General features: G+C 47.3%; 28 protein-coding genes. 21 read left to right on the forward strand and 7 right to left on the reverse strand.

Going from position 1 to position 25,895, the window contains the following annotated elements:
- Both HA494_04680 and HA494_04685 read left to right on the forward strand, forming a co-directional pair.
- A partial coding sequence (locus tag HA494_04680) for a branched-chain amino acid ABC transporter permease (protein NHV97066.1) occupies positions 1 to 456 on the forward strand: 456 nt, incomplete at its 5' end.
- A gap of 6 nt (positions 457 to 462) precedes the next feature.
- Positions 463 to 1,380: a branched-chain amino acid ABC transporter permease gene (locus tag HA494_04685; protein NHV97067.1), complete on the forward strand. Its 918-nt coding sequence runs from the start codon at positions 463 to 465 to the stop codon at positions 1,378 to 1,380.
- On the opposite strand, the gene HA494_04690 is transcribed toward HA494_04685, so the two are convergent.
- Both HA494_04690 and HA494_04695 read right to left on the reverse strand, forming a co-directional pair.
- Positions 1,355 to 2,059: an ABC transporter ATP-binding protein gene (locus tag HA494_04690; GenBank protein ID NHV97068.1), complete on the reverse strand. Its 705-nt coding sequence runs from the start codon at positions 2,057 to 2,059 to the stop codon at positions 1,355 to 1,357. The two genes, HA494_04685 and HA494_04690, sit on opposite strands and share 26 nt — an antisense overlap.
- Positions 2,046 to 2,774 carry an ABC transporter ATP-binding protein gene (locus tag HA494_04695; GenBank protein NHV97069.1) on the reverse strand — a complete coding sequence of 243 codons (729 nt, stop codon included), beginning with the start codon at positions 2,772 to 2,774 and terminating at the stop codon, positions 2,046 to 2,048. Before HA494_04695 ends, HA494_04690 begins: the two co-directional genes overlap by 14 nt.
- Positions 2,775 to 3,284: 510 nt before the next feature.
- On the opposite strand from HA494_04695, the gene HA494_04700 reads away from it, so the two are divergent.
- The gene (locus HA494_04700; protein NHV97070.1) at positions 3,285 to 5,153 is read left to right on the forward strand and encodes an aldehyde ferredoxin oxidoreductase family protein; all 1,869 of its coding nucleotides are present in this window, start codon (positions 3,285 to 3,287) and stop codon (positions 5,151 to 5,153) included.
- Between the two features lie 98 nt (positions 5,154 to 5,251).
- Here the strand turns inward: HA494_04700 and HA494_04705 are convergent, their stop codons facing one another.
- Together HA494_04705 and HA494_04710 are read right to left on the reverse strand one after the other, a co-directional pair.
- A complete protein-coding gene (locus HA494_04705; GenBank protein ID NHV97071.1) occupies positions 5,252 to 5,692 on the reverse strand; it encodes a hypothetical protein in 441 nt (146 codons plus the stop codon).
- A 26-nt stretch (positions 5,693 to 5,718) separates the two neighbouring features.
- Complete coding sequence (locus HA494_04710; protein NHV97072.1) at positions 5,719 to 6,276, reverse strand: hypothetical protein; 558 nt, start codon at positions 6,274 to 6,276, stop codon at positions 5,719 to 5,721.
- 98 nt (positions 6,277 to 6,374) lie between these two features.
- Between HA494_04710 and HA494_04715 the strand changes: the two genes are divergently transcribed.
- The 4 genes from HA494_04715 to HA494_04730 all read left to right on the forward strand — a co-directional run bounded on the left by HA494_04715 (position 6,375) and on the right by HA494_04730 (position 12,918).
- A complete protein-coding gene (locus tag HA494_04715) occupies positions 6,375 to 6,806 on the forward strand; it encodes a DUF4064 domain-containing protein (GenBank protein ID NHV97073.1) in 432 nt (143 codons plus the stop codon).
- A 181-nt stretch (positions 6,807 to 6,987) separates the two neighbouring features.
- Entirely contained in the window at positions 6,988 to 7,929 is a 942-nt protein-coding gene (locus HA494_04720) for an ABC transporter ATP-binding protein (protein ID NHV97074.1), read from the forward strand.
- A gap of 2 nt (positions 7,930 to 7,931) precedes the next feature.
- Complete coding sequence (locus tag HA494_04725) at positions 7,932 to 11,669, forward strand: hypothetical protein (protein ID NHV97075.1); 3,738 nt, start codon at positions 7,932 to 7,934, stop codon at positions 11,667 to 11,669.
- Entirely contained in the window at positions 11,656 to 12,918 is a 1,263-nt protein-coding gene (locus tag HA494_04730; GenBank protein NHV97076.1) for an ABC transporter permease, read from the forward strand. Before HA494_04725 ends, HA494_04730 begins: the two co-directional genes overlap by 14 nt.
- Positions 12,919 to 12,929: 11 nt before the next feature.
- Here HA494_04730 and thyX read toward each other — a convergent pair whose 3' ends face one another.
- Positions 12,930 to 13,772, reverse strand: a complete 843-nt coding sequence (gene thyX, locus HA494_04735) for an FAD-dependent thymidylate synthase (GenBank protein ID NHV97077.1) — start codon at positions 13,770 to 13,772, stop codon at positions 12,930 to 12,932.
- Between the two features lie 35 nt (positions 13,773 to 13,807).
- Positions 13,808 to 14,917, reverse strand: a complete 1,110-nt coding sequence (gene gcvT / locus HA494_04740) for a glycine cleavage system aminomethyltransferase GcvT (protein NHV97078.1) — start codon at positions 14,915 to 14,917, stop codon at positions 13,808 to 13,810.
- Between the two features lie 48 nt (positions 14,918 to 14,965).
- Here gcvT and cofE point away from each other — a divergent pair, with 48 nt between their 5' ends.
- From cofE to HA494_04760, 4 genes are all read left to right on the forward strand, one after another.
- Entirely contained in the window at positions 14,966 to 15,754 is a 789-nt protein-coding gene (gene cofE, locus HA494_04745) for a coenzyme F420-0:L-glutamate ligase (protein ID NHV97079.1), read from the forward strand.
- 28 nt (positions 15,755 to 15,782) lie between these two features.
- Complete coding sequence (locus HA494_04750) at positions 15,783 to 15,953, forward strand: hypothetical protein (GenBank protein NHV97080.1); 171 nt, start codon at positions 15,783 to 15,785, stop codon at positions 15,951 to 15,953.
- A 132-nt stretch (positions 15,954 to 16,085) separates the two neighbouring features.
- Entirely contained in the window at positions 16,086 to 17,129 is a 1,044-nt protein-coding gene (locus HA494_04755; protein ID NHV97081.1) for a hypothetical protein, read from the forward strand.
- 33 nt (positions 17,130 to 17,162) lie between these two features.
- Positions 17,163 to 17,417 (forward strand): hypothetical protein, encoded by a 255-nt coding sequence (locus tag HA494_04760; GenBank protein ID NHV97082.1) that lies wholly within the window; start codon positions 17,163 to 17,165, stop codon positions 17,415 to 17,417.
- A 17-nt stretch (positions 17,418 to 17,434) separates the two neighbouring features.
- Here the strand turns inward: HA494_04760 and HA494_04765 are convergent, their stop codons facing one another.
- Complete coding sequence (locus tag HA494_04765) at positions 17,435 to 17,626, reverse strand: hypothetical protein (GenBank protein ID NHV97083.1); 192 nt, start codon at positions 17,624 to 17,626, stop codon at positions 17,435 to 17,437.
- 127 nt (positions 17,627 to 17,753) lie between these two features.
- Between HA494_04765 and HA494_04770 the strand changes: the two genes are divergently transcribed.
- The 10 genes from HA494_04770 to HA494_04815 all read left to right on the forward strand — a co-directional run.
- Entirely contained in the window at positions 17,754 to 18,950 is a 1,197-nt protein-coding gene (locus tag HA494_04770; protein NHV97084.1) for a hypothetical protein, read from the forward strand.
- A complete protein-coding gene (locus HA494_04775; protein ID NHV97085.1) occupies positions 18,950 to 19,966 on the forward strand; it encodes a hypothetical protein in 1,017 nt (338 codons plus the stop codon). Before HA494_04770 ends, HA494_04775 begins: the two co-directional genes overlap by 1 nt.
- 43 nt (positions 19,967 to 20,009) lie before the next feature.
- Positions 20,010 to 20,441 (forward strand): DUF2190 family protein, encoded by a 432-nt coding sequence (locus tag HA494_04780; GenBank protein NHV97086.1) that lies wholly within the window; start codon positions 20,010 to 20,012, stop codon positions 20,439 to 20,441.
- Positions 20,442 to 20,447: 6 nt separating this feature from the next.
- Positions 20,448 to 21,404 carry a phage major capsid protein gene (locus HA494_04785; protein NHV97087.1) on the forward strand — a complete coding sequence of 319 codons (957 nt, stop codon included), beginning with the start codon at positions 20,448 to 20,450 and terminating at the stop codon, positions 21,402 to 21,404.
- Positions 21,405 to 21,457: 53 nt separating this feature from the next.
- Positions 21,458 to 21,613 (forward strand): hypothetical protein, encoded by a 156-nt coding sequence (locus HA494_04790; protein ID NHV97088.1) that lies wholly within the window; start codon positions 21,458 to 21,460, stop codon positions 21,611 to 21,613.
- Between the two features lie 140 nt (positions 21,614 to 21,753).
- Positions 21,754 to 23,046, forward strand: coding sequence for an acetyl-CoA C-acetyltransferase (locus HA494_04795; GenBank protein ID NHV97089.1), 1,293 nt, complete (start codon positions 21,754 to 21,756; stop codon positions 23,044 to 23,046).
- A 39-nt stretch (positions 23,047 to 23,085) separates the two neighbouring features.
- Positions 23,086 to 24,060, forward strand: coding sequence for a 3-hydroxyacyl-CoA dehydrogenase family protein (locus HA494_04800; protein NHV97090.1), 975 nt, complete (start codon positions 23,086 to 23,088; stop codon positions 24,058 to 24,060).
- A gap of 15 nt (positions 24,061 to 24,075) precedes the next feature.
- A complete protein-coding gene (locus HA494_04805) occupies positions 24,076 to 24,321 on the forward strand; it encodes a hypothetical protein (protein NHV97091.1) in 246 nt (81 codons plus the stop codon).
- Complete coding sequence (locus HA494_04810) at positions 24,318 to 25,232, forward strand: transcription initiation factor IIB 2 (GenBank protein NHV97092.1); 915 nt, start codon at positions 24,318 to 24,320, stop codon at positions 25,230 to 25,232. The genes HA494_04805 and HA494_04810 overlap by 4 nt, the downstream gene beginning before the upstream one ends.
- An 18-nt stretch (positions 25,233 to 25,250) precedes the next feature.
- Positions 25,251 to 25,895, forward strand: a 645-nt coding sequence (locus tag HA494_04815) for an aminotransferase class I/II-fold pyridoxal phosphate-dependent enzyme (GenBank protein ID NHV97093.1), incomplete at its 3' end; no start/stop codon positions are given.

Below are 25,895 nucleotides of genomic sequence, written 5' to 3' on the forward strand. Positions count from 1 at the left end.
ACCTTCGAGGTTAACAGGATAATTATTGCGCTTATATCAATTCTCATTAACGTCTTCCTCTACCTCTTCCTACGCTATACCAAAGTAGGTCTAGCTATGAGGGCTACTGTCGACCAACCCGAAGGCGCCCAGATTGTTGGAATAAATATCTACACGATCTTTGCCATTTCATTCGGCATAGGCGTCCTACTCGGGGGTTGGTCTGGTATTTTAATAAGCATCTTGTACTCGGCAATAAATCCGTTTATGGGTGTCCCTTACACGCTAATTGCTTTAGTTCTCGTGGTCTTAGCAGGTGTAGGTAGCTTTAAGGGCAATATCGTTGGGGGCTTTATACTAGGATATCTCGCATATTTCACGATGAGGGTAATTCACTCTGCTTTAACTCTCGTCGTCATCTACGCTATTTTAATATTAATACTTCTAGTCAGGCCTAGAGGCCTTTTTGTGAGGTGATGACGTTTGAATAGCGGTAACTCATTGAAATACTATATCCTCATAGGCGTTTTTGCGGTTCTTTCGTGCGCCCCATTCTTTGTATCACCCTACTATTTGGCGATGTTGACGAGTATTTTATGTTGGATCGGATTATCGGTGAGCTGGTACTTCTTTAGCGGTCTCACAAAATATGTATCATTAGGCTCTGCGACCTTTTTTGGAATAGGCGTATACATTACAGCGGTGTTCGGTAGATCTTTACCATTCCCCCTTGTCCTACTTTTAGTTGGTGTAATCGTCTTCCTGTTCGCGTCTGGAATTGGTCTAGTAACTCTAAGGTTGCGTGGGATTTTCTTCGCTATATTTACTTACGGTCTCGCTGAGCTTCTAAACAACATCATATTGTTCTGGGAGATGAAGGTTACTGGGACACGTGGTAGGTTTATCATTACTATGGATGTGTATTACCCAATTCTGTTAATCACGTTTGTAGCGCTTATAACCGTACTACTTTTAATGAGAAGTAATATAGGTCTCGCCCTAAGGATGATTGGAGATTGCGAGGAGGCTGCTATTCATTTCGGCGTGAATACTACTAAGTATAAGATATTGGGTTTCGCCATTAGCAGCTTGTTTATGGGTTTATTAGGTGCAGCTTTTGCACCTAGGTGGGGGTACATAGACTCCGGCATCGCTTTTAATTCACTATACTCCTTTATGCCGGCGATCATGACCCTGTTTGGTGGGGCGCAGATGTTCATTGGTCCTATAGTAGGTGCTGTAATCCTTTCAATTCTAGAGGAATATTTACTCACCACGTTCAAGGACTACTTTATGCTGATCCTTGGATCAATAATGATCGTAGTCATCCTTACTCTACCAGACGGTATAACCGGTAAGCTTCTCAAAAGAGGGGTTAAAGCCCCAAGAACGCCTCCCTAACGTAGCCATTCGTTAGAAGATCTGAGCTCTTTCCTTCTAAAGTCACCTTTCCCACCTCCATCACATAAGCTCTATCCGCCATCTTCAGAGCGTAGTAGATATTCTGCTCCGCCAATAAAATACTGATGCCACGTTCCCTAAGTTTCTCTAAGGTCTTAAAAACTTCAGCAGTCATCTTTGGCGATAAACCCTGTGAAGGCTCGTCTACCAGCAGCAGTTCAGGATTTGACATTAGGCTCCGCGCTATAGCTAACATCCTCTGCTCTCCACCGCTTAAGGTGCTAGCTAGCTGGTTCTCCCTTTCCTTCAATATCGGAAATACTTGACAAACTGTCTCGAGCATCTCCTTTGTCCGACCCTTGGCCCTTGAACCGTATGCTCCTAGTAACAAGTTTTCGCGAACCGAGCAGTTAGCAAACAGTTTTCTGTCTTCGGGCACAAAAGCGACCCCAAGATCTACAATCCGATAAGGCGGTAACCCAGAGATGTTTTTACCTTGAAAATGTATGGTGCCAGAGACTGGTTTAAGCAGCCCAGCTATAGCGCTTAGAAGCGTGGTCTTCCCTGCGCCATTAGAACCGATCAAAGCCACTATTTCACCATTTTTAACGTCGATGGATGCATCCCAGATAACTTGTAGACGACCTCTCATCACGTTTAACTCTCTAACCTCTAACATACGCCTCACCTAGATAAGCTTCTATAACCGATGCATCCTTACTTACTTCATCTGGCTTTCCTTCAGCTATCTTCATTCCTTGGTTAAGTACGAGCACGCGATTTGATAGCTTCATGATTGCGCGCATGTTATGCTCAATTATGAAGATTGTAATACCATCTTCACGTAGATGCTGGATAATGTTGCTCGCTTGAATGGTCTCCTTAGGGTTCAAACCCGCCATCACCTCATCTAATAGCAAAAGTTTAGGCTTTGTAGCTAATGCCCTCGCAATTTCAAGGAGCCTCTGCTCATAGAGAGGTAACTCTGAAGCTAGAACCAACCTCTTATTTGTCAGCGAGAACCTATCAAGTATCTGGTCGATTTCAGATCGGACGTTAGACGAGTTCTTAGATTTACTGCGTCCAAAAATCGAAGCCGCAAGTAGATTTTCATACACGGTCATCTGTGAAAAAGGTTTTGGGGTCTGAAATGTTCTAGCAATACCCATTTTGCAAATTTCATAAGGTTTGAAACCAGTTATGTCCACACCGTCAAATCTAACAGTACCAGATGTAGGGGCGTATTCGCCCGTCACTACATTAAAGAGCGTCGTCTTGCCAGCCCCGTTAGGACCTATCAAACCAAGAATTTCACCATCGTACACACAAAAATCAACATCACGAAGAGCAAGAAGCCCTCCAAACCGCTTGCTTATCCTTATACCTTCCAACAACGCCACTGACCATCACCCCATAACATAAACAGAGATGCAGTAGATGATAGCTCGTGACAACCCGCCGCCCCCCTTGACAAGCGTTTGACTATCTGTCTCCGCAGCCTTATATACTTTGCACAGCAACGACATTTGTTAAAATGCTAAGAAGAAAAGCTCATTATGGTAAAAGCCGCACCTTTTTTCAAAAGATGTCTTATTTTTAGTGTTGCTTCTTAGACGCTGTCAAGACGAGGAGTTTTCTTCGCTCAGAAGTTTCGGTTATGAGCTATTATGCTCTAATATGAAAAATTTGAAGAAAGTTCTTACAAGTCCCAAAAGATATGTTCCTGGCATAAGATGTTGATTCAACTAAGTAGGAGCATCCATAGACCAGTCACCTGAGGCTTTCAGCACGAGAGCGTCTTTAGCCTTTAAGGAGCCCCATTTCTCTACAACCGAATGATTAACGACACCCTTACAGTTTTCAGGAGCGTTATATTAAAATATTTGGTTGGCTTAGCGTAAGGTATGAGCAGTTTTAGAGGAGGGTATGTTGGTAGGATCCTCCGTATAGATCTAACAAGAAAAAAGAGCGTAACTCAACCTCTACCACCTGAATTAGCCTACAACTACATAGGCGGCTACGGGATAGGCGGGAGAATCCTTTACGACGAAGTTCCACCGTGGGTCAGCGCCTTCGATGCAGAGAACCTCCTCATCTTCAGCACAGGCCCAGTCAATGGCACACCAACACCTGTTGCTGGTAGGCACACCGTGGTTGCTAAGTCGCCTTTAACCGGCTTCTTTGGGGACGCTAATGCAGGCGGCTTCTGGGGTGCTGAGCTTAAGGCAGCGGGCTATGATCTACTCATAATATCTGGTAGGGCAGAGAAACCAACATTCATATTCGTCAGAGACGGTGAGGTTAGATTCGGTGATGCTACACCTTACTGGGGCCTTGATGCCAGAGAATCTGAGAGGAGGCTAAAGAAGGATCTCGGCGACACTAAGATCCAAGTCTCTAATATAGGGCAGGCTGGCGAAAACCTCGTCAGATTCGCTGGCATATTAACAGACGAGGCGAATAGAATCGCCGCTAGATGCGGCTTGGGTGCTGTTATGGGTTCCAAGAAGTTAAAGGCCGTGGCTGTAAGAGGATCAGGTAAAGTCCCGGTAGCTAACGAAGAAGAATTCAGAAAAATAACACAAGAAGTTATAAAAAACGTGAGACAAGAGCAGAACATCCAAACGTTCTCTAAGGGAGGAACACCGATGCTCTTCGGACCGCTGTGGCAGCTAGGAGACACACCAGGCTTCAACTGGACAGCAAGACAACTCAATCCAGAGACGCTTTCTTGGCCCGGAGGCTACGAAACGATACTCTCTGGGAACAGAAGCTGCTACGTATGCCCAATAGGTTGTAGGAGAATATCGACCGTAAAAGAAGGCGCATACGCCTTTGAGCCTAACGTCGAGGGTCCAGAGTATGAGACGATAAGTATGCTTGGTTCAAACTGTGGTGTGACTGATGTGAAGGCGGTTGCTAAAGCTAACGATTTATGCAACCTCTATGGCTTGGACACAATATCAACAGGCGGCACGATAGCGTTCGCAATGGAATGCTTCGAGCGCGGCTTGATAACTAAGGAAGACACTGGAGGCTTAGAGCTTACCTTCGGCAACGCGGATGCTATGATTAAGATGATAGAGATGATAGCATCTAGGCAGGGCTTCGGAGACATACTTGCAGAGGGCTCAAGGAGGGCTGCTAGAATCATAGGCAGAGGTGCAGAAGAGTACGCAATACACGTAAAAGGTGTTGAAATAGCTGCGCACGACCCAAGAGTATTCCAAGGAGGAGGACCACACTACGCCTGCTGTATAACAGGAGGTAGGCACACCGAAGGAATAACCCTAGAATGTGAGCTTCTCGGTAGATCTAGAGAGGCTCTAGGTATACCTAAGCTCTCTACATCACCTGAGGGCAAGGGGCTTGCCGCTAAGGTCACAGAAGACTGGACCGCGTTCATCGCATCCGCAGGCTGGTGTATATTCGCAGACATCTTCGCAGCCTACTTACCAGAGGAAAACTTCGTTAAAGCGTTCAACGCGGTAACTGGCCTAAACCTAACACTAAAAGACGCGTTGTTAGCGGGTGAAAGAATATTCAATATTAGAAAGGCATTCAACGTAAAACACGGTGCGAGTAGAGCGGACGATAAGCTACCTAAGAGGCTTCTTGAGGAGAAGGGTAGGGCTGGAACCGTCGTAGACCTATCAAAGACACTCGAAGAATACTATGAATCTAGAGGCTGGGATAAGAATACTAGCAAACCAACGAAGGAAAAGCTCATACAACTCGGCTTACAAGATGTCGCAAAAGATCTGTGGGGTTAACTAACCCCTCCCTTATATAGAAAGAACTGTAAATGCCGACTACACAGCCATAGTATTGTGGCCAGAGCTCTGAAAGTTTACTCTCTCAAACAAACCGCTCAAGACTTTTGTGCCTGTTTCGCCTCGAGCTCCTTAACTTTAGCCTCTAAAACAGCAACCTGCTTAACCAGATCAAGCATCTTCCCCAACGAATCCACTTTTGTAGATAAAGTATCTTCGATTCTTTTTATGTCTGTGCGTAGGGCTGTGATTTCACCACTCATCTTCTCCTCAACCCTCTTAATGTCGGTGCGTAAAGATGTGATTTCGCTACTCATCTTCTCTTCGACTCTTTTGATGTCTGAGCGTATTGCTGCTATTTCGCTCCCCATCTTCTCCTCGATTCTTTTTATGTCTGTGCGTAGGGCTGTGATTTCACCACTCATCTTCTCCTCAACCCTCTTAACTTCTGCTGCAACCTCCTCCTTTACGATAGCTCTGAGTTCAGGGAGTAGTATTCTGGCAACCCAGCTTGGAACCTTTTCAGCAACCTTAGCCATACTACACTTAGACCTCCTCATCCTATTTATCTCTTTGCGGAAGAGGAGTTATTGTTGTGTGCGTGAGTGGTTTGGGTCAGCCATTCTACTAGAGTGATCTCGTTTGTGTTGCCTCGTTTAGTAACTCTAACCAGTCCTCGCTCGGAGAGGCGTGCTATTACTCTATGTGTCTTAAGCTTTGAAAGCTCGGCTTCCTTTGAAATATATTTTTGCAAATATCTTCCTCCGTGAGCCCTAAGTACTAGAATGACCTTCTGCTCCTCAGGTTTTAAGGTCTTCATCACCATTTCTACGGCGATTTCAGCGGCCTTAGCACTGTTATTCATCTGATACGTCTTTATTTCAGGCACGATGAGGAAGTAGAAGACCCCAACTACACTAGCTAAGGTTAATGAGAGGAATAGGAGGGAAGCCAAGGGGAAGAAGAACGGTATGTGGTTCGGTGGTCCCTGTGTTAAAGTGAGTATGATTACGTCGATAGGGGATGCTTCTGGTGTGCTTGCTAAGAGGAGTAGAAGGATAGATAGTGCGAGCGCTCCTGATGCTGTTACTAATGTTATAAGCAGAACCTTGAGCCTCTCCAACCCTATACCCTTACACTGCTCTCTCACTTAAAGGTATCAGAACGGTTTCAGCAAAACGATTTACCCACTTGGTTTGTAGGGTAGTTTGGTGGATAAGGTTGGGCACACCGCCATCAGCCAGCAGCTACCCGACTACAGCCTACATACTATCTTTGATAGCCGGTATCTTAATCATTGTCAGCGGCTCTTTTACAGCCTTCTTCACATATACTTGGCTAGCAAGGTGGGAGGCTCCATCTATCTCAAGAATACCTGGTAGCGTGGTGCCTCATTGGGATTATTGGGCAGTGAACCCGCTTACTTTTGCACGAATGATATTTATCACCATAGCCGCATTGAGCCTCGTCTCAGGTGTAGTAATCCTTGTTTCAGCTCTGCTACTTAGAAGTAGACCTAAAGAGCACACGACCTGGGGCGCACTTATACTGATCTTCTCAATTCTGAGCTTCTTCGGCATGGGTGGCTTCCTTATAGGTGCGCTGCTCGGCATTATAGGTGGAGCGTTAGCTATAAGCTGGCAACCGACTTAAGGTGATGGGTATGCGTAAACTGGTTGTAGCATTAGGGTTTGTTTTGGTCGCAGCCTCTCTAGCCACTCTTATGGTTTATGATCGGGAACTGAACATAGTTCTTTTCGGTCTAACGCAGACATCTCAATTCACACCAGCAGCTATAAGCCAGGCTCGCTCATCTCTAACCCAACCTCTGCAGATGGCCCAAGTCATACAGATAAGCACCTACATCAAACTGAGTGCCTACCTAATCGGCATATTAGGTCTAATATTAATAGCAGTAGGTATACTGCTGGAGCCTAAAGAGAAGCTTCTTACTGAGGCAAGCAAGCCTCCTACTGAAAGTGAATCATCAAAAGAGAATATACGTGTGAGTAACGCGGCTCTACTACAATCCTTAACCCAACCACTCCCCCCATCTAATGTTGCGAGAGCTGAGGGTGGGAGGAATGTTATTATCCGCCTTGATTCGGTTACCAAAGTGTATTCAGGGGATGGTGTTGAAACACCAGCGCTTCGAGGTGTTTCACTTGGGATCGTTGAAGGAGAGTTTGTAGCCATAGTCGGTCCATCTGGTAGTGGGAAGTCTACGCTATTGCATATCATAGGCGGCTTAGACAAACCTACTTCAGGCAAGGTCTATATTGATGGCGTAGATATATCGAAGTTGTCTGATAAGGATCTAGCTGAGCTGAGAAACAAGAAGATCGGCTTCGTCTTCCAAGCTTTCAACTTGATAAGTAGAATGGATGCGTTGAATAACGTTTCTTTCCCTTTAGGCGCTAGAGGCACACCTCCTAAGATACGGAAGCATCTAGCTTTACGGGCTCTTCAGTTAGTTGGGTTAGGCAAAGAAGCTTATCGCAAACCCTCGAGGCTCAGCGGCGGGGAGCAGCAGCGTGTAGCAGTAGCTAGGGCGCTCGTAACCGAAGCGCCCATATTACTGTGTGATGAGCCAACAGGGAACCTTGATACAAAGAACACACAAGCGATCACAGAGTTGTTATATAAGCTGAATAAGGAGCACGGCAAGACCGTCGTTGTGATCACACATAATATGGAGGTGGCGAAAGCAGCCGATAGGATACTTTTCATCAGAGACGGGAGGATAGAGAGGGAGGAGCGGTTGAGAGGTGTGTAAGCTTGGGTAAACAAACCTCTGCCACAGCGCTAGGGGCTATTATTATCGCTATGCTGCTGATAACCTTAGTAGCCTCTACGCCGCCTGCAGCCGCAGACTCCACATTTATTGTAGTAAGATCTGTTTGGGGTACAACAACCAGTCCCACAGTAGTCTATCCAGGAGACCAAGGCGTGAAGCTAACTGTTGTTGTGCAGAACACCGGTCCATCTAGCTGCTCCGCTCTCACACCGATTATTTCACCTTTAGGACCACCTTTCCGTAGCGAAGATGGTTCTTACGATCAAGCTGTAGGGACATCTTCGAAGACGTCACTCACAGTCGGGGATACTGCCGTCTTTGAGTTCACATTAAACATAGACTCAAACGCATTGCCAGGAACCTATCTGAGGAATCTAATAATTAACTACCGTGTAAGCGGGATAGAATATTCGACGACATTAAGCATCAAGCTACCAATCTCGCAGCTACCCACATTCAACGTGCTACAGATCGTTTGGGGCACGCTTAACTCACCAACACCAGCTGAGCCAGGAGAAAAGGGCGCTACTTTAAGCATCTCTATTCAGAACCCTGCGCCGCATCCAATTTACGCTCTGATCGGCACACTCTACCTCTCGTATCCGTTCAGCAGCCCAACAGGAGATAAAACGATAACAAGCAGCATAGCACCCACACTCGCATCAGGCGCAACAACCACGGCTATGTTTACGCTAGATGTTGATAAAAGCGCATCCATAGGCACCTACCAACTCACACTAAAGCTCACATATCTAGACCACTGGTATACTCAGCTCACACAGAACCTAACCTTACAGGTTTATCTGCCGGGTAAAAGTGAGATCATAATAACTAACGTCAGCGGCATGCTGACTTTGGGAGAGGAGAACACAATTACGTTTGAGTTAAAGAATGTCGGCTCAGCACCAGCCTACAAACTCTCAGTATCGATATCAACAGCAAGCGGCATAATCATAGACCCATCTAAATCTACACAATACTTCCAAGATCTTCCTCCGAACAGCAGCATCGAGTTTAAGGTCAATGCAACAGCGCCTCGAAACCTAACCCCAAGCTTCTACCCAGCACAGATCGAAGTATCATATCTAAGCATATATGGTAATCTAGTTTCAAAGAGGTTTAGTGTAAGCATAGAAGTGAAAGCCCCTGTAAACCAGCTACAGATACTTAAAGCATTCTGGGGTACGATAAGTAACCCTTCACCCGCTGCGCCAGGCGATAAGGCAGCTACTTTAACGCTACTCATACGTAACACTCAAACATACACCATCTCAGCAATCAACGCAACACTTCACCTAACCAAACCGTACACTAATATCACAGGCGGGGATCTCATAAAAGCTTACAGCGACTCGGTTGTTACGCCAGGAAGCAGCTTTACGCTGCAATTCCTCTTAAATATAGATGAAGAAGCGTCGGTAGGCTACTACACTCTTAACCTCTCCTTAACATACGTAGACTCTTGGTCTACTAAGCAGTATCAGATCATACCAGTAAATGTGCGCTTAGAAGGCAGGAGCCAAATTACGGTAACACCAGTCGCCACAACCCTATACTTGGGTTCAGAAGGTATCATAACATTAAAGATATCTAATATAGGCTCAGCTTCAGCCTACTTCCTCACAGCGTCGTTGAAGCTCCCAAGTGGCACTCTGATCACGCTGGATCCAAATGATGTAGAGCAACGCTTTGGGGAGATCAAACCAGGAGACTCCGTTATATTTCAAGTTAAAGCTTCAACCCTCTCTGATGCCACTGTAGGCGCCTATCAGGCTACTCTTAACCTATCTTTCAAAGACAGCTACGGCTCCTCTACGTCTGAAAGTAAGATGGTGTTGCTGAATGTAGAGGCGAAGCCAGCATCCATACAAGTTAGAGAAGTGGTTTGGGGTACGCCTACCTCACCAACCCAGGTTGGACCAGGGGATAAGGGTGTTACGCTAAGCTTGACGATTCAGAATACTGAACCGTACGTAATATCTGGGCTAGTTGGTTACCTAACCCTCCCAAAGCAGTTTACGAACACAACAGGTGGGCAAGTGGCTTCAGCATACTACCAGAGCCCCATATCGCCAAGCCAGTTTGCTACACTCAAGTTCACACTTAACATCGGAGAGGATGCAGCGTTAGGTGCATACAGTCTCATATTCACACCATACTATGTTGAAAAAGGCTCTCTTAAGCAAGGGGAGAATGTAACTCTGAGAGTCCTTTTAACAGGGAGAGCTGACCTAACTCTTAGAGTAGAAGGCGATAGGCTTGTAGCTGGTGCTGTAAACAGGGTTCTGTTGTTTATTAAGAACGGTGGCTCTGCTTCGGCAACCGACCTCCAGATCAGCTTAACTCCACCATCTACCCTGCGTGTTGAGGGTGAAAGTTCTTGGCATATAGGTGAGCTTAGAGCGGGTGATGAGCGTCTTCTACCGATCCAACTTTATGTTTCGCCTAACGTGGCTGCGGGTTCGATGCTGGATTTGGTAGTTAGCCTCAGCTATAAAGTTTCAGATGTGGCTGTGTTGGAGACGAAGAGCATCCGTCTACTTATTTCACCATCCTCATCGGGTCTCCTTAGTGTCATACCTAAGACCGCATACCTTGTAGATGGTGCTGTGAATAGTGTCGAGGTGCTGGTCACAAATACTCTAGATAGATCTATAGCCAACATCACGGCTCTACTATCCTCAAACTCTGTTTCCGTGCTTTCTGATAGATTTGAGCGTAGAGAAGCGCTTCAGCCGCAGCAGAGCGTCCCCTTAGATTTTAGTGTTCGTGTACCTAAGAATATTCAAGAGACAAGTGTTCAGATGCAGCTATCACTTTCATACTTAGATGAGCGCTTCGAAGCCCGTAGTGAGGTGTATACGCTAACCCTCCCAGTAAAAGAGTACTCATCTCCACTTCTTATCACATCAGATTCATCTAGTTTAATCGCGGGGTCTGTGAACACACCGTCGATCTCCATTAGTAACGTTGGGTCACAAGATTTGTCTTCTGTTGAGGTTAACCTCTCTTCCTCTTTAGGTATCTTATCCATTATGGCTGGTAGTGAGAGGTGGTTCTTCCAAGCGATACCTTCTGGAGGTAGTGTGGTGGTGAAGCCCAAGGTCTTTGCCTCACTCACCTCGACAGACTCGTTGCAGAGCTTAACATTAACCTTAAGCTACTTTGACCACTTGGGTAACTGGCGTAAGGAGAGCCGAAGCCTAATCTTCTTAGTGCAAGGCTTGATCAAAATATCCTTCCAAAGCGTTCAAGCCTCACCTTCAACGATTCAAGCTGGAGGAAACTTCACCGTGACTGGCAATCTGATCAATAAGGGTAGCAGAGAAGCATATTACGCTACGGTCTCCATCAAACCCAACGCGAACTTCCAATCGGGCAGCCAGTATATAGGCGACATCACGGTAAACACACCCATACCCTTCAGCCTAACCGTATCGTCGAGCAGAGCGATCAGAAACGGCACCTATCCTCTGACTTTAGTTGTAGATTATGAGGACAGCTATGGAGTTAAGCACTCGGAAGAATATACTCTACAGATCACCATCACATCCAGAAGCGCAGCGCAAGCGGCTCAGCCTGCGGTAAGCCAGATTCAAGAATCTTTAAGCACGCTCAGATACATCTTCCTCGCAGCCTTGGCTGCGATATTAGCCGGAGGTGCTTTCACGATAGTTAAGGTGTATAGAAGGCGGAGGCTGAGTTATGCTCATACGTGACATCTTCACATTCGCGTTTGACGCTCTTAAAGAGAGGAAGCTCAGAGCAGCCTTAACGATCATCGGCGTAGCCATAGGCCCGGCAGCTATCGTGGCCCTTATAGGCGCTACTGAAGGCTTCAGCCAAAGCATATCGGCGCAGTTTGATAAGATGGGTGTGACAACGATCAGCGTGATGCCAGTAGGAAGGGGGGTAACTTTAACAGCAACAGATGTCGAAACTCTTCAGAAGATAGAGGGCGTCAAGTATGTCATCCCTTACTATCTTGTACGAGCGACTCTAAGGTATGGAGGAACAACAACATCAGCATACGTAGCAGCTCTAGATTTGACTAAGCTAGATCTGCTCTTCTCAGATATAAAGGTGGTCAGCGGCTCTATGCCGACCAGCTCAGAGATCACTTCAGCCCTAATAGGTTTCAGACTTGCGAACCCAGCTAACCCCGAAACCCCGCCAATTCAATTATATCAAGTCGTCGCAGCCTCACTCCAAAGTGGCACCGCAAGGTCTTTTCTTGTGAAAGGTGTGCTATCAGAGTTTGGGGTGGGATTATTCATAAGCCCAGATGATACACTATTTATCCCGCTTGAGAGCGGTAGGCTTCTCACTGGCACAACTCATTACACAGGGGTCTTCGTTATAGCTTCTAGCAGAGAGGTTGTAAACGAGGTGACGAACTCTATTTCAAATATTTACGGGAACAAAGTTAGAATACAAGCTGTCTCATTTATCCTTTCAACGATACAAAGCATCACAAGTAGCGTATCCACTATACTGGCCTCTATAGCATCGATCTCCGTTATAGTGGCGTTTATGGGTATAATGACAAGCATGTTCGCATCAGTCTACGAGCGGACAAGAGAGATAGGTGTGGCCAAAGCGATGGGCTATACAAACACCGCCATCCTACTATTCTTCCTAGCCGAAGCCATACTTACCGGCTTCGTAGGAGGCACAATAGGGAGCGCAGCAGGCGTAGTCCTTTCGCACTTCTTACTCTCACTATTCAGCGGGGGGATAAGAGTTGGAGGAGGTCCTGGAGGCTTCGGCGGAGCTCCTCCTGGTGTAGCTGGGCAAGCTGCAAGCACAACCGTATCAGCTTCAACGCTGCAGATAACACCAGTAATCACGCCACAGCTCATACTTCTAGCCATCCTTTTGGCTACGGCAGTAGGTGCTTTAGCGGGGCTAGTGCCAGCTTGGAGGGCTTCGCGCCTCACACCAGTCGAAGCGCTGAGACACGAATAAGACCTTCTAGGTCATAAGATCTTTCTGATGTATGCTTTTACCGTGTGGTGTAGTGGTAGTGTATCTAAGGGCACCTCTATGAGTTCGCCGCGCTTACCCTCATTAAACCTTATTCTAATGGGCTCTAGGATCTCGTCTATCTTCTCCATCCTCTCCCTAACATATGTATCATCTTTACTTTCAGGCAGGCTTTCAAAGATCGTTGGTGCCACAAGCTTGGCTAGGCTCAGCATAGCGTAGCAGACATCCTGAATCTCCCACTGCGCATCTCTTGCACACCTTAGGCTGAAGATGTGGAGGTATTCTCTTGGGTTGGCTGTTACTACTATGTTGGTTGCTGCACCACCTATTCTTATGAACCTCGCGTCTTCAGAAGGTACCCCAAGCTTAAGGTAGCCCTCCTCAACCTGCCTAGCTATATCGACGACATCCTCAAAGCTCAGATTCAGTTTAGTGCCGCGTAGATCTACCTCAACCCTAGCATCCCCTATCTTAGGTGGCTTGACATACCCGAAGCTTCTCGTAACCTTAACATACCGCTGGCTCTGCTGTGAGAAAGAAGCAAGCCTATGCCTTACCAATTGGTGTGTGAGGGTTCTGCTAACTTCTTGAATATCGTAGGTTAGAGAGCCGTGCTCTAAGACATCTAGGTGCCCCATCTCCTTCGCCTTTCTTATGAAGTATCTTACCCTCTCGTCATCAAAGTAGGTCTTCTCCCCCTCTAAGATCACACCTGAGTCTGGGGTGTTTGAGTATAGCGAATATGCTGGGTGAGGTGAGTAGCAGGAGCGCATAGCAGCCGCACACACCCTCTCTAAATCGGGTGTGTAGGAGAAGAGTATCACTCTAGCCAAATCCTTTTGCGTCACAGCAACAAGCTATTAAAGGGTTAATGTCGTCTGCCCCAACCGTATTTGGTGGTGTCGTAGAGCGGAGGCTTCTTAACCACAGCTCTACATAACCTCCCCCTAATATCAACACCCAATTCGGTCTCAGGTTCAGCGTATATAGCGTCTACATAACCCATACCTATACCCTTCTTCAAAATGGGCGAGTAAGTCCCGCTTGTGACTACTCCAATCCTCTTTCCTTGGTAGATAAGGTTGTAGCCTCGTCTAGCTATCCCATCGCTTACAATGAAGCAGACCCTGACCTTGCTCACACCCATCCGCATCTGCTGCGCTATGGTTTCATAGCCGATGTAGCCAGTCTTCCCGCTCTTTACTAGCCACGTGAGCGCCGCTTCAATAGGTGTAGTTTCGTCATCTATATCTTGACCGTAGAGGCACAGACCAGCTTCAAGTCTAAGCGTGTCTCTAGCACCTAAGCCGCAAGGTTGTGCCCCGACCTTAATTATCTCCTTCCAGACCTTAAGGACTTTATCTGGCGCGTCAACGCTGCATTCCGGTAAGAGTATCTCAAACCCATCCTCTCCGGTGTAGCCAGTTCTAGAAATTACGGCTTGGTAGCCTGCGACTTCGGCTTGGGTGTGGCTGAAGCGTTGTAGATACTCAACTTTTAAAGCACTTATCTTCTCGATGGTGTCTGCCGCTCTAGGTCCTTGGACAGATATAAGAGCCGTGTTGTCTGAGATGTCATCTATCTGCACATCTAGCCCTCTGCTGTGTTTCAGTATCCAGTTCAAATCCTTCTCTCTATTCGCCGCGTTCCCAACCACAATATACTCTCCACCTTTGACCTTTAAGATGATGACGTCGTCAACAATACCACCGGATTCGTTGCAGAAGACGGTATATTTCGCTCTGCCCTCCTTTAGGCTAGATATATCACTTGGAACCATCCGCTCTAAGAGTGCTGTAGCGTCTCTGCCTCGAATAAGCAGCCTACCCATGTGAGAGACATCGAAGACGCCAACGCTCTCTCTTACAGCGAGGTGCTCGGATACTATGCTGCTGTAGTATAGAGGTAGATTGAAGCCGGCGAACTCAATCATCTTGGCGTGCTCAACGTGATAGGAGAATAGGTGTGTCCTCCTCAACACGCCTAGTATCTGGTTAAATAGCCATATACGTCTTCCTAAAGGCTGTTGAATCAAGTGAAATACATACCCATAAAGGTTCCTGTGAGGCGAGGTAGGTTCAACCTCTACCAGATCATAAGGGAAGCTGTTGAGGAGCAAGGTGCGGGGATCTTAGATGGAGACATCTTAGCGGTTTCAAGCAAGTTTATAGCGATGGCTGAAGGGCGAGTCGTCGACCTTGAATCGGTTAAAGCGAGTGCGGAGGCGGTTAAACTCTCTGCTGCAGCTCATATACCAAGCAGCCTAGCCGAGCTCATCCTAAGGGAGGCTGACAGAATTTACTCAACACTACCCGGCTTCGTCTTGACCATCAAGCACGGTATAGTGGTGCCAAATGCTGGTATAGATCGATCAAATGTAGAGCGTGGCTCAGCCATCCTCTACCCGAGAGACCCTGTTGCTGCTGCTGAAAAGCTTCGCCTACAGATACTTGTAGACCTAGGTAAGAGGGTTGGTGTGGTTGTTACAGATAGCAGACTTATGCCCACTAGAGTCGGCACAACAGGGATAGCGGTTGCTGCAGCTGGTTTCGAGGCTGTCAGCGATGAGCGAGGTAAGACGGACCTCTTTGGCAACATAATGAGGGTTACGAGGCGGGCTTTGGCTGACGATATAAGTGCTGGGGCGAATCTACTTATGGGTGAGACCAGCGAAAGCATACCTGTTGTGATCGTCAGAGGTAGCGGCTTGACTATAATAGACAGAGTGGTCGATGCAGAAGACCTTGCGATTAAGAGCGATGAATGCGTCTTCATAAGAGGCTTATCTCAGCAAGAAACAACAGTTTATATCTAACTACTAAAGCAAAAAGCTTTGATTACGGTTGGTTCTCGAAATAAGATGCGGATCTTGTGGCGCCTGCTTATATTCTGGCTTTGAGTTAAAATCTACTCGAGAACTCTTGAAGGCGAAGAACGGGGTATTTAAGTGTAGAAAATGCGGCGCACCACTCTCAGTAACAGACTTCACCCTAGAAATTTCAAAAGCCCATTAGACTACTATTAACTAAACTACACCCCTGGTGATAAAAAGACGCCCTACTCGTCTCAGAATGGTTCTGCTGTAAATATCGAAGTATGCTGGTGAGCGGAACGCTTAAAGCAGTAGCGACTAGAGAGCTGATTAAATGCTGTTCACATCCGTTGTGAGAAGAGCTAGGCTATATAACCCGATGAAGAACTTTGAGCTAGAGGAGCAGCAGATCGAATACAGGATAGACCCTTTGACTGGCGAAAGCACTCTCATAACCCCTGGTAGGGCTGAGTATGTGAAGAAGTACTTTGTCGAGGATGAAGAGGTGCTGCGGCGCTTCTTTGAGGAGAGTAGAGCCGGCTGCCCCTTCTGCGAGGAGAATCTTTGGTCAAAGGCTGCTCGCTTCCCTTCAGATCTTATCGAGGGGGGTGTGGTTAAGCTGGGTGATGTTGTGGCGTTTCCGAGCCTCTTCGCTCATGCTGAGTATAATGCTGTGATCGTGCTTAGTAAGCAGCACACCCTTAGGCTGGGTGAGTTCAACCGCTCTATTTTGAGCCAAGCCATCTCTGCAGCGAAGGTGATGCTGCGTCGAATATCTGAAGTCGACCCTGATGTCAAGTATGCTGCTTTTGTAATCAACTACCTCCCACCGGCAGGCTCTTCTGTTGCGCATCCACACGCCCAACTCCTAGCGTCAACCATACCCTTTAATCGCCTACAGCTGCTGATCTCAAAGAGCAGAAGGTACTTTGAGGAGCAAGGTAGATGCTACTGGCACTCACTCGTAGAAGTTGAAAGGGAGAGAGGTGAAAGATACCTAACCAGACTAGGCTCGGTCGAATGGTACCTACCCTACGCACCGCTGAGACAAAACGAGATCAGAGCAACGATCCCTTGGAAATCAAGCATAAACGATCTGAGCGAGGATGACATAGAGCACTTTGCAGAAGGCGTAGTGAGGGCGCTAAGATTCTACAGCAGCCAAGGTGTCGGTGCCTTCAACCTCTGCCTCTATTCAGCCAAAGGGGAAGATCCAAGATACTTTTGGGCTGGTTTAGAGATGGCGTCTAGACCCGGCCTTAAACCTATCTATCTAAACGATATCTGGAGTCTACCTCTACTCTTAAACTCTAGTGAAGTCTTTGAAACACCTGAAGCGCTCTGTAGGAGGGTAAAGCCCTTCTTCGAAGACCGTTAATCTTTTCTCTAACCACTTCCTTTAATCTACTTTATGTATCCAGAGGCGTTAGATGAGGAGTTAAGGAGGATAAATGGAGAGATTCTAACGCTGAGAGATATGGTTGAGCTAAGGCTTCGAGAGATGAACGAGGAGATCAAGATGCTGCACGCTAGAGTTAAGAGGCTAGAGGATGCGGCTGCTAAGATCATCGTCAAAGTGATAAGCCAACAGACAGGCTTGAGCGAAGAGGAAGTGAGGAAACTTATCTGCCTAAGCCTAGGGTTCGAAGATAAGAAAGATGTGTAAAGTAGGCTAAACAGAGATCAAGATGCCTTCTTGCCTTCCAGAGCCTCCTTGAGCTTATCTAACCCGTTTAGGGCGCATTCTATTATGAGTGCGCTTACGGATGGTATGTTTCTGGCTCTAAGTTCCTCTCTGTGTTCTTCGTAGAATCTGTTGAATAGCTCGAAGGTTTCTTCGTATATTGTTATGCCTTTTCTACCTTTGGCTGGCATGTTGCCCGCTTATGGATTAATACTGGATTAGATATATACCTTACTCTTTAATGGTTAATTGACCTACTGAAATAGGTCTAAAAGCAACCTTTAAATAGTAGGCTTACCTACCATCATGCGACGGTAAATGAGCGGTCAAATAGCGGTCATAAAAGAGAAGGTCAACAACCTACTTAGGCTATGGGAGAAAGGCATAATCAAAACAATATCTGTGCCCTCAACACCGGAAACACCGGAACCAGCGTTCGCAGTATTAGTCGAAATCTATAAGAAAGATGAAGACGCAAGAGCAGCAGTAGACTTCTACGCCCAAGCCATCGTAGGCTCAGGCTTCCACACATCTTGCGCAGAGGGGTATGAAGATGCTAAGAGGGCTGTAGACCTCTTTGCTGAAGAAGTTGATCTAGACAGCTATCTGCTAGAGGTCGCTAAGGAAATAGTGGCGTATGGAAACTCATTTACTGAGCTCATCACACCCCTAGATCTGAGAGACCTAAGAATCCTACCTATCGCCAGCGGCTGGCAGATCCATCGAAGCCGAGACGGTACTGTTTCGAAGATAGAGCAGCATAAACCACCCGCTAAGGTGGAGTTCAGACCAGAAGAGATTATACACTGGCGCTGGGGTTCGGTCAGCGCTGAATCTTTCGGCAGAGGAATTCTACATACACTTGCTGAAACCCTAACCTACACACTCAGATTTAGTGATGGCTCCTCTGTTACAAGAGTAGTCCCACCCCTCTACAAGATAAAGGCCATGGTTAGAGACGATCTCCGCAAGATTCTACACCACTACATACCACGCTCAGCCTGGGTCTTCACAGACGCGAGCGACGCTTGGATACAGGCTCAGGCTGCACTCATCGGAAAGCTCGATGCTGGTGAACGCATCGCAGTAAACAAGGATGTCAAGATCGTGGAGGAAACCTTGGATATTAGGGGGCGCATGGAGTTCATTATACAATACTTTGAAAACGCCTACCTAAAAGCCCTCCAGACACCTATCATAAAACTCTTCACCACACCAGGATACACAGAAGCTTCTGCTCGTGTAGTGCAGGAGCAGTTCGAGAGGGTTATACGCTCACTTCAGCGATACATAAAACGAGTGGTGGAAAAGAGGATCTTCAGACCAATCGTAGCCCAAGCTGGCTTTGATCCCGCCAAAGCCTCAGTGCGCCTCAACTGGGGGCAGATCGAGCCTCCTAAGATAGAATTTGAGCAAGTGCTGCGTGCTGGTGAGCTCGGCTTCCTTAGAGTCGATGAGGTCAGACGCCTGTTAACCAGTCTAGGCTTCCCGCTGACTGTGGAGGTGCAGCCTTAATGAGTGAAAACTACCTCAAGGTGGATGTTGAAAAAGGCTATGAAGACAGAACCAAAGACCATAAGCTGCTAGATCTTAATGAGAGGCTAGGCGTTAAAGCGCTCGCATGCAAAGATAAAGACTCACCACAGCTCAAAATAACCTCCTATCTATTCGACGTACACAAAGGTTGGACCGACAGTAAAGCAGCTAGGTGGGTCGAAGAGAGGAAGTGTAGCGGGCTCAAAGGCTTATTAAAGGAGTCATTTAGCTGGCTTCAAGCCTTAGAGCCTCCGAACAACTCCAGATATATCAAGATAGTAGCCCTAAACGCAGGCTCTACTCTGAACAGAAACCTCTACTTGGATGAGGAGCTTATGAGAGCAGCTAGAACACTCATAGGAAAACCAGTATGGTACGGTCCATCACACGACCCAGCCTCAAAGATCCAAGTAGGCGCCGTGGAATGGGCCGAATATGAAGATAGGCGTGTTGAATGCTTAGCTTCAGTCAACGAGGAAACATACAACCTCGTCAAAAACGGCGAAATCCTACACAGCAGCATGGAAGCAAACTACCTCTACAACGAAACCTCAAACAACTTACTCGAGCCTAAGGGGTTAATCTTCACAGGCATCCTACTATTACCAAAAGACGTCCAACCAGGGGACCCAAACACCTCAGTAACGGTGCTCGAAAAGCTGCAAGAAAACTTGCTAACCCAGACCCAAGGCCGTAAAGACCTTGGGGGGTTAAGCAAACCTACTCTAAAAGAGGGGGTGAGAGAGCAAGAAGAGTCATCGCCTCCTAACATATCCGGCAAACCCGGAGTAGCCGGATCAGCAGAGAAGAAGGATGCTGATAGCTGGGGTCAGCAGCTGAGCCAGATAGCAGAGCGCATCGAGAGGTTAGAGCGCATCCTTAGAGATAGCAAGAGTAGTGAGCAGCGGGGTAAGGGTATAGTAGCCTCACCCAGCGAGGCGCAGGACGGACCAACCTCCGGCATCCCGAGTCTCCGCGCCCTCCTAGGAGACTGATGTAGTTGGGTAAGGAGGAGAATCTGGTGAGGTGAAGTTACGGTTGGTGGATAAATGGCCTGGCGGTAGCGGCATCATACATGACTTCGGCGGCTCCGCTATAGCCTCAATATTTAAAGCAGCTTCACGCATATCAAAGAACCTCTTCGTCAAGTTAGCGGCAGACGGGCCTCCACCTCAAGTGCAGCAAGCCACTTCAGTAGATCACGGTGTGATAGGCGTCGCTCTTAGTGATGCTGAAGAAGGGAGCATGGTGCCTGTAGCGATAGCTGGTATTGTGAAGGTTGAGGCGGGAGGCACTATAGCTGCTGGAGAAGCTGTGTGCTCAGATGATAGCGGTAGGGCGGTAGCGTTACCAGATCAAGAAGTGGATGAAAGTGGGACAAACACCTACACCATCTACTATGCCAAGCGTGCTGGTATAGCGCTGCAGTCGGCGGTAGAAGGGGACCAGATACTGATCTTACTGAGGTGAGGTTACTTGGAGAAGGTCTCTTGGTTAAAAGGTAAAGACATCGATTCACCAGCTCTAAAAAGGTTGAATGAAACCCTCGGCGCAGACAAACCGATTATAAGAGGAGGTAGACTATGCACAGAGATGTTAAAGGATCTGCAGGAAAAGATGGGTGCACTAAGATTAAGCGAAACCGTACTCTCAAGCGACGTAGCCGTGACAGCCAGTGTGCTTGCGCAGGTCTGGGATGCTGCTATACCGAATCTAATAGGAAGGCAGCTCTGTGTCGTAGTCACCAAGGATGCGCCTACCATCAAAGTGCCTAAGGCTACAGCTGCAACGGTAGACTGGATTGCAGAGTCTGGTGAGTTACCTATAACTGAAGAACGCTACAGCTTCGTAACAATAACCGCTAGAAAGAGTGGTGGCAGAGCTGTGATAAGCAGAGATATGGTGGAAGACGCTGAGTGGGATGTAATAGATAGGCAGCTGGCTGAGCTGGGTAGAGCCCTAGCCAAATTTGAAAGCGGATACATAATATCAAAACTTGTCGAAGACGCCGGAAACCAAGCTGACGCTCAAACGAATGGGCAGCTTAAATTTAGCGACATAGCCTCAATGTGGAGCAGGATGGCCGCTAACGATAGAGAACCAGATGTATTAGCGGTCAACCCCTCTGAATACGCCGACCTTCTGAAGGACCCAGCAGTACAAAATCTCGTAGCCTTCTCTGCACAAGAGTTTAGACCAGGTAATCCAATAGCCTATCTACCCGGCTTGAAGATCTTGGTTTCTTCGCTGGTGCCTCAAGGGACTGCACTTATGGTTGCTACAAGGTTCGCTGGTGTGCTCTTTGTGCGGAGAGACTACACTATTGAAGAGGTTGATGATGCTATAAATGATCTCGTACACCTACCAGCAACCGCCAGATGGAACTACGCTACAATAGATCCTCTAGCCATTGGGAAGATAACCTCAGCCTAAAAAAGGGGTGTAGGACTACGCCCCCGACCAAGAGCAAGATAGGCCCTTTCAGCGTGGACAGCGATGTCGCAGAGGTGCTGGAGGAGATCTGGCGTAAGAGGGTTAAAGAAGCAAATGAAAAAGGCGAAAAGATCCCTTCCTTCAGCCAGATAGTGAACGAGGCACTGAAACAGTGGGTTCTTTGGAGCAGAGAAAAGAACCTTAGATAAGAGAGTGCGAATCAAACACACTCTCCACCACCTTCTTTTTGTGGTGTTTCGCCTCTAACACACAGCTCCTTTAAGCTCTACAAACCCAATTTTCGTTTAACTTTTATAGAGCATCCACCTAGCCAGCTTTGGTGAATGGTTTGGTTGAAGTAGTTATTACGAGTGCCGTTAGAACAGCTATAGGTAACTTCGGCGGTTCCTTAAAAGATGTGCCTCTAAGTCGGCTAGGTGCGATAGTGATTCACGAAGCCTTGAGGAGGGCTAATCTTAGACCAGTGGTAAGCGAGAGTACCCAAGCTTTGGCTCCAAGCGTCTTTCGAGGCGCTGGCTTAACAGATCTTGAGAAGCAGTATTATCAGTGGAGTGAAGACAGCATACCTGTCCAAATCGACGAAGTAATCATGGGGAACGTGCTCCAAGCCGGTCAAGGTCAGAACCCAGCGAGACAAGCCATGATCTATGCCGGCATACCTAAAGAAACACCAGCGTTCACTGTGAATAAGGTCTGCGGCTCTGGTTTAAAGTCGATCGCACTAGCGGCTCAGTCAATAATAGCTGGTGAAGCTGAGATAGTTGTAGCTGGGGGGTTTGAGAGCATGAGTAATGCCCCATACGCCCTACCTAAGGCTAGATGGGGGTATAGGATGGATGTGAACGCCTACGGTCAGATTCTGGATCTTATGGTCTACGATGGACTCTGGGAGATCTTTTACGGCTATCACATGGGCTACACTGCAGAGAATATCGCTGAAAAATATGGTATAACTAGAGAGGAGCAGGATAAGATAGGCTTTCTGAGCCACCAGAGAGCAAGGGCGGCTATAAAAGAAGGGTTATTTAAAGAAGAGATCGTACCGGTTGAAATACCCCAAAAGAAGGGTCCTCCGATCATATTCGACACAGACGAGCGCCCTATGGAGACAAGTTTGGAGAAGATGGCTGCGCTACCACCTGTCTTTAAGAAGGACGGTACGGTGACCGCTGGTAACGCCTCTGGAATAAACGATGCCGCCGCTGCTGTTGTGCTGATGAAGCGGGAGAAGGCAGAGGAACTGGGTCAGAAGATCCTAGGAGTTATACGATCTTACGCCTCAGGTGGTGTAGACCCAGCCTATATGGGTCTAGGACCAGTGCCTGCTGTCAAGAAGGCCTTGTTTAAAGCTGGGCTTGAAGTCAAAGATCTTGACGTGATAGAGTTGAATGAGGCTTTCGCAGCCCAAGCAATAGCTTGCATGAGAGAGCTCAACTTTGATCTTGAGAAGACTAACCCTCGTGGGAGCGGCATCGCCCTAGGTCATCCAATAGGCGCTACGGGAACTAGACAGGTGGTCACCATACTGCATGAGATGAAGAGAAGGGGCTTAAGGCGTGGTCTGGTTACTATGTGCATAGGCGGCGGTCAAGGGATGGCTATGGTAATCGAGAGACCATAAACATCTTTACCTACTTAACACATAGGGGTTGTGGTTGATATGTCTTTAGGCATTAAGAAGGTTGGTGTAGTTGGAGCAGGAGTTATGGGCGCTCAGATCGCTGAGATCATGGCGCTGAATGGTTTTGAGGTGAAGACGAGGCATAGAACAGAAGAATCAAAACAGCGAGCACTATCAGACATAAGAAAGATTCTAAGCGATCTACTTGAATACCATAAGACCAGAGCTGAGAGGGAGATAAAGAGAGCTGAGCAAACATTAGGTATACAGCTCTCAGAAGAACAGAAGGCTTTGGTTAGAGAGAAGCTGAAGCCTCAGTTCGACGAAGCAGCTGTAGAGCAGATCTACCAACGCATACACCCTACACTAAACTTAGAAGACTTCAATGACGTAGATTTAGTCATAGAATCTGTGGTAGAGGAGCTTGATGTTAAAAAAGAGGTGTTCAAGAAGCTTGATGAAGTCGCACCGCGCCACACGATATTAGCATCCAACACATCAACAATAATGATTAGCGAAATAGCTTCAGCAACAACGAGGCCAGATAAAGTTATAGGCATCCACTTCTTCAACCCACCTACACTTCTACCTCTGATAGAAGTGATCCCTGGATTAGAGACGAGTCAAGAAACGGTCGACGTGGTAATAAATTTCTGCAGATCCATAAAGAATCACAGATCGAATATGCAGCCCATCATCGTTAAAGATATACCGGGCTTTCTTGTGAACCGTGTGCTTCTGGCTATGCTTAACGAAGCCTTCGCTTTATATGAGGAGGGCGTGGCTTCTATGAAAGATATCGATCTGGCGATGAAGAGTGGTGCTGGTATGCCGATGGGCCCTTTTGAGCTGGCTGATCTGATAGGGATAGATGTGCTCTATCACATGGATCAGAGCATCAAAAGTATGCAAGGTGGCAACACGATGCCGAAGCCCGTCCACATACTTCGTAAGATGGTCGCTGCAGGCAGACTTGGCAGAAAGAGTAAGAGGGGCTTCTACGAATATCAGTAGTCAAGGCTTTGGTCTTTGATCCGGAAGGTAGGCGTAGTTCTGCACCTCGCTAAGAGCGGCAGACTCATAGTCAAGGCTAATCTTAGAGACATTGAAACCGGCACGATACTTTACGACGTGAAAGGGAAGAAGGTTGCGAAAGTAGCGGAAGTCTTTGGGCCGGTTAAAGAGCCATACCTCTCTTGTATTCCGCTGACCGATAGAGTTAAGAAGCTCGAGGGGCAAGAGGTGTACGTTCATCAAGCTGAGGGAGAGAAATGAGTAGCGGTTTAGACGAATCTTTAAGATGCAAGATTTGTGGTGGAAGGTTAATAGGTGATTTAGAGCGTGGTGAAGCTTTTTGCTCTGTCTGCGGCTCCGTCTTGGATGAGCGGCTTGTAGACTTGGGTCCTGAGTGGAAGGCTATAGATTATGAAGAGAAGGAGAAGAAGGTGAGAGTAGGTTCACCTATAACACCAAGGCTTCATGACTATGGGTTAGGTAGCGAAATTGAGCGTGTCCAAGATTATGGTCAGACAAATGAGTCGCTTAGAGTCTGGCAGAAGCGTCTAAGAACATCCACCTCAGCGGAGAGAAACCTAGTGCAAGCGTTGTCCAAGATTAATGATCTATGTGAAAGTTTAAAGATGCCTATAGTTGTTGCTGAAACCGCCTCACGCACATATCGGCAGCTACTAAAGAAGGGTGTAGTAAAGAGCAAGTGTATGGCGAAGGTGACAGCGGCCATAGTCTACTTCTCAGCAAAGGTTCATGGTGTTGAAAGAAGCGTTAAAGAGGTTTCCGAAGCAGCCGGAGTTGATATAAAGGCGGTGAATAAATACTATAGGTTAATCGCTTCAGAAGCTCCGGTAGAGCGCCCTCCCCTACCCACTGTTGAAAAACAGATAGCGAGGCTCGCAAATCTTATGAAGGTGAGTGCGAAGACCGAAAGGTTAGCGCTGCAAATCTATAAAGAAACGAAGGCTACAACGATCCAAGACGGTAAGTCGCCTAGCGGTTTAGCCGCCGCATACATCTATATCGCCTCTGTCATGAACAATGAAAACATACCTCAACGTGAAGTAGCAGCGGTCGCTGATATCACCGATGTTACAGTCAGGCACAGGTACAGAGAGATCCTCGAGAACTTCGTCATCAAGCAGACTCTTAAACCCTTGAAGGGCGCTGCTTAAGCGAGTTGTAAACACGCTTTGAAGAAGATCATCGATCTAAGAAGCGATACGGTAACCCTACCGACTGAAGAGATGCTTGAAGCCATCAGAAACGCTGCTTTAGGTGACGATGTATTTGGAGAAGACCCTACGGTCAACGAACTCGAAGCCTTAGCAGCTAAGAAGATGGGTAAAGAAGATGCTCTACTAGTTACAAGCGGCACACAGGGAAATCTGGTTTCTGTACTTTCCCATACGAAGCGAGGTGATGAAGTGATTCTGGAGGCTGATGCACACATCTATCATTATGAGCTCGGAGGGATATCTGCCATAGCGGGTGTTCTGCCGAGGCTCGTCAAAGGCGAGATGGGTGTACCAGCGCCTGAAGATGTCGAGGAAGCTATTCGCCCACCAGACCCCCACTTCCCTAAAACCACGCTCCTATGCTTAGAAAATACGCATAATTTAGCCGGAGGCACCTGCATAACCCCTTCACAGACCCGCAAGCTTTGTGACGTCGCTGCAAAACACGGGCTTAGGGTTCATCTTGATGGTGCACGCATATTTAACGCTGCGGTAGCGCTTGGTGTAGATGTTAAGGAGCTTGTTGCTCCTGTTGATTCGGTTATGTTCTGCCTTTCGAAGGGTCTTAGCGCACCCATAGGTTCACTCGTGGTAGGCTCT

This window comes from Nitrososphaerota archaeon (genome assembly GCA_011605775.1).
Taxonomy (GTDB): Archaea; Thermoproteota; Nitrososphaeria; order Nitrososphaerales; family JAAOZN01; genus JAAOZN01.

Coding starts and splice junctions, on each gene's coding strand:
- HA494_04690 (NHV97068.1), bottom strand. CDS start 2,059: ATGTTAGAGGTTAGAGAGTTAAACGTGATGAGAGGTCGTCTACAAGTT.
- HA494_04700 (NHV97070.1), top strand. CDS start 3,285: ATGAGCAGTTTTAGAGGAGGGTATGTTGGTAGGATCCTCCGTATAGAT.
- HA494_04705 (NHV97071.1), bottom strand. CDS start 5,692: ATGGCTAAGGTTGCTGAAAAGGTTCCAAGCTGGGTTGCCAGAATACTA.
- HA494_04720 (NHV97074.1), top strand. CDS start 6,988: ATGGCCCAAGTCATACAGATAAGCACCTACATCAAACTGAGTGCCTAC.
- HA494_04730 (NHV97076.1), top strand. CDS start 11,656: ATGCTCATACGTGACATCTTCACATTCGCGTTTGACGCTCTTAAAGAG.
- HA494_04755 (NHV97081.1), top strand. CDS start 16,086: ATGCTGTTCACATCCGTTGTGAGAAGAGCTAGGCTATATAACCCGATG.
- HA494_04760 (NHV97082.1), top strand. CDS start 17,163: ATGTATCCAGAGGCGTTAGATGAGGAGTTAAGGAGGATAAATGGAGAG.
- HA494_04765 (NHV97083.1), bottom strand. CDS start 17,626: ATGCCAGCCAAAGGTAGAAAAGGCATAACAATATACGAAGAAACCTTC.
- HA494_04770 (NHV97084.1), top strand. CDS start 17,754: ATGAGCGGTCAAATAGCGGTCATAAAAGAGAAGGTCAACAACCTACTT.
- HA494_04775 (NHV97085.1), top strand. CDS start 18,950: ATGAGTGAAAACTACCTCAAGGTGGATGTTGAAAAAGGCTATGAAGAC.
- HA494_04800 (NHV97090.1), top strand. CDS start 23,086: ATGTCTTTAGGCATTAAGAAGGTTGGTGTAGTTGGAGCAGGAGTTATG.
- HA494_04810 (NHV97092.1), top strand. CDS start 24,318: ATGAGTAGCGGTTTAGACGAATCTTTAAGATGCAAGATTTGTGGTGGA.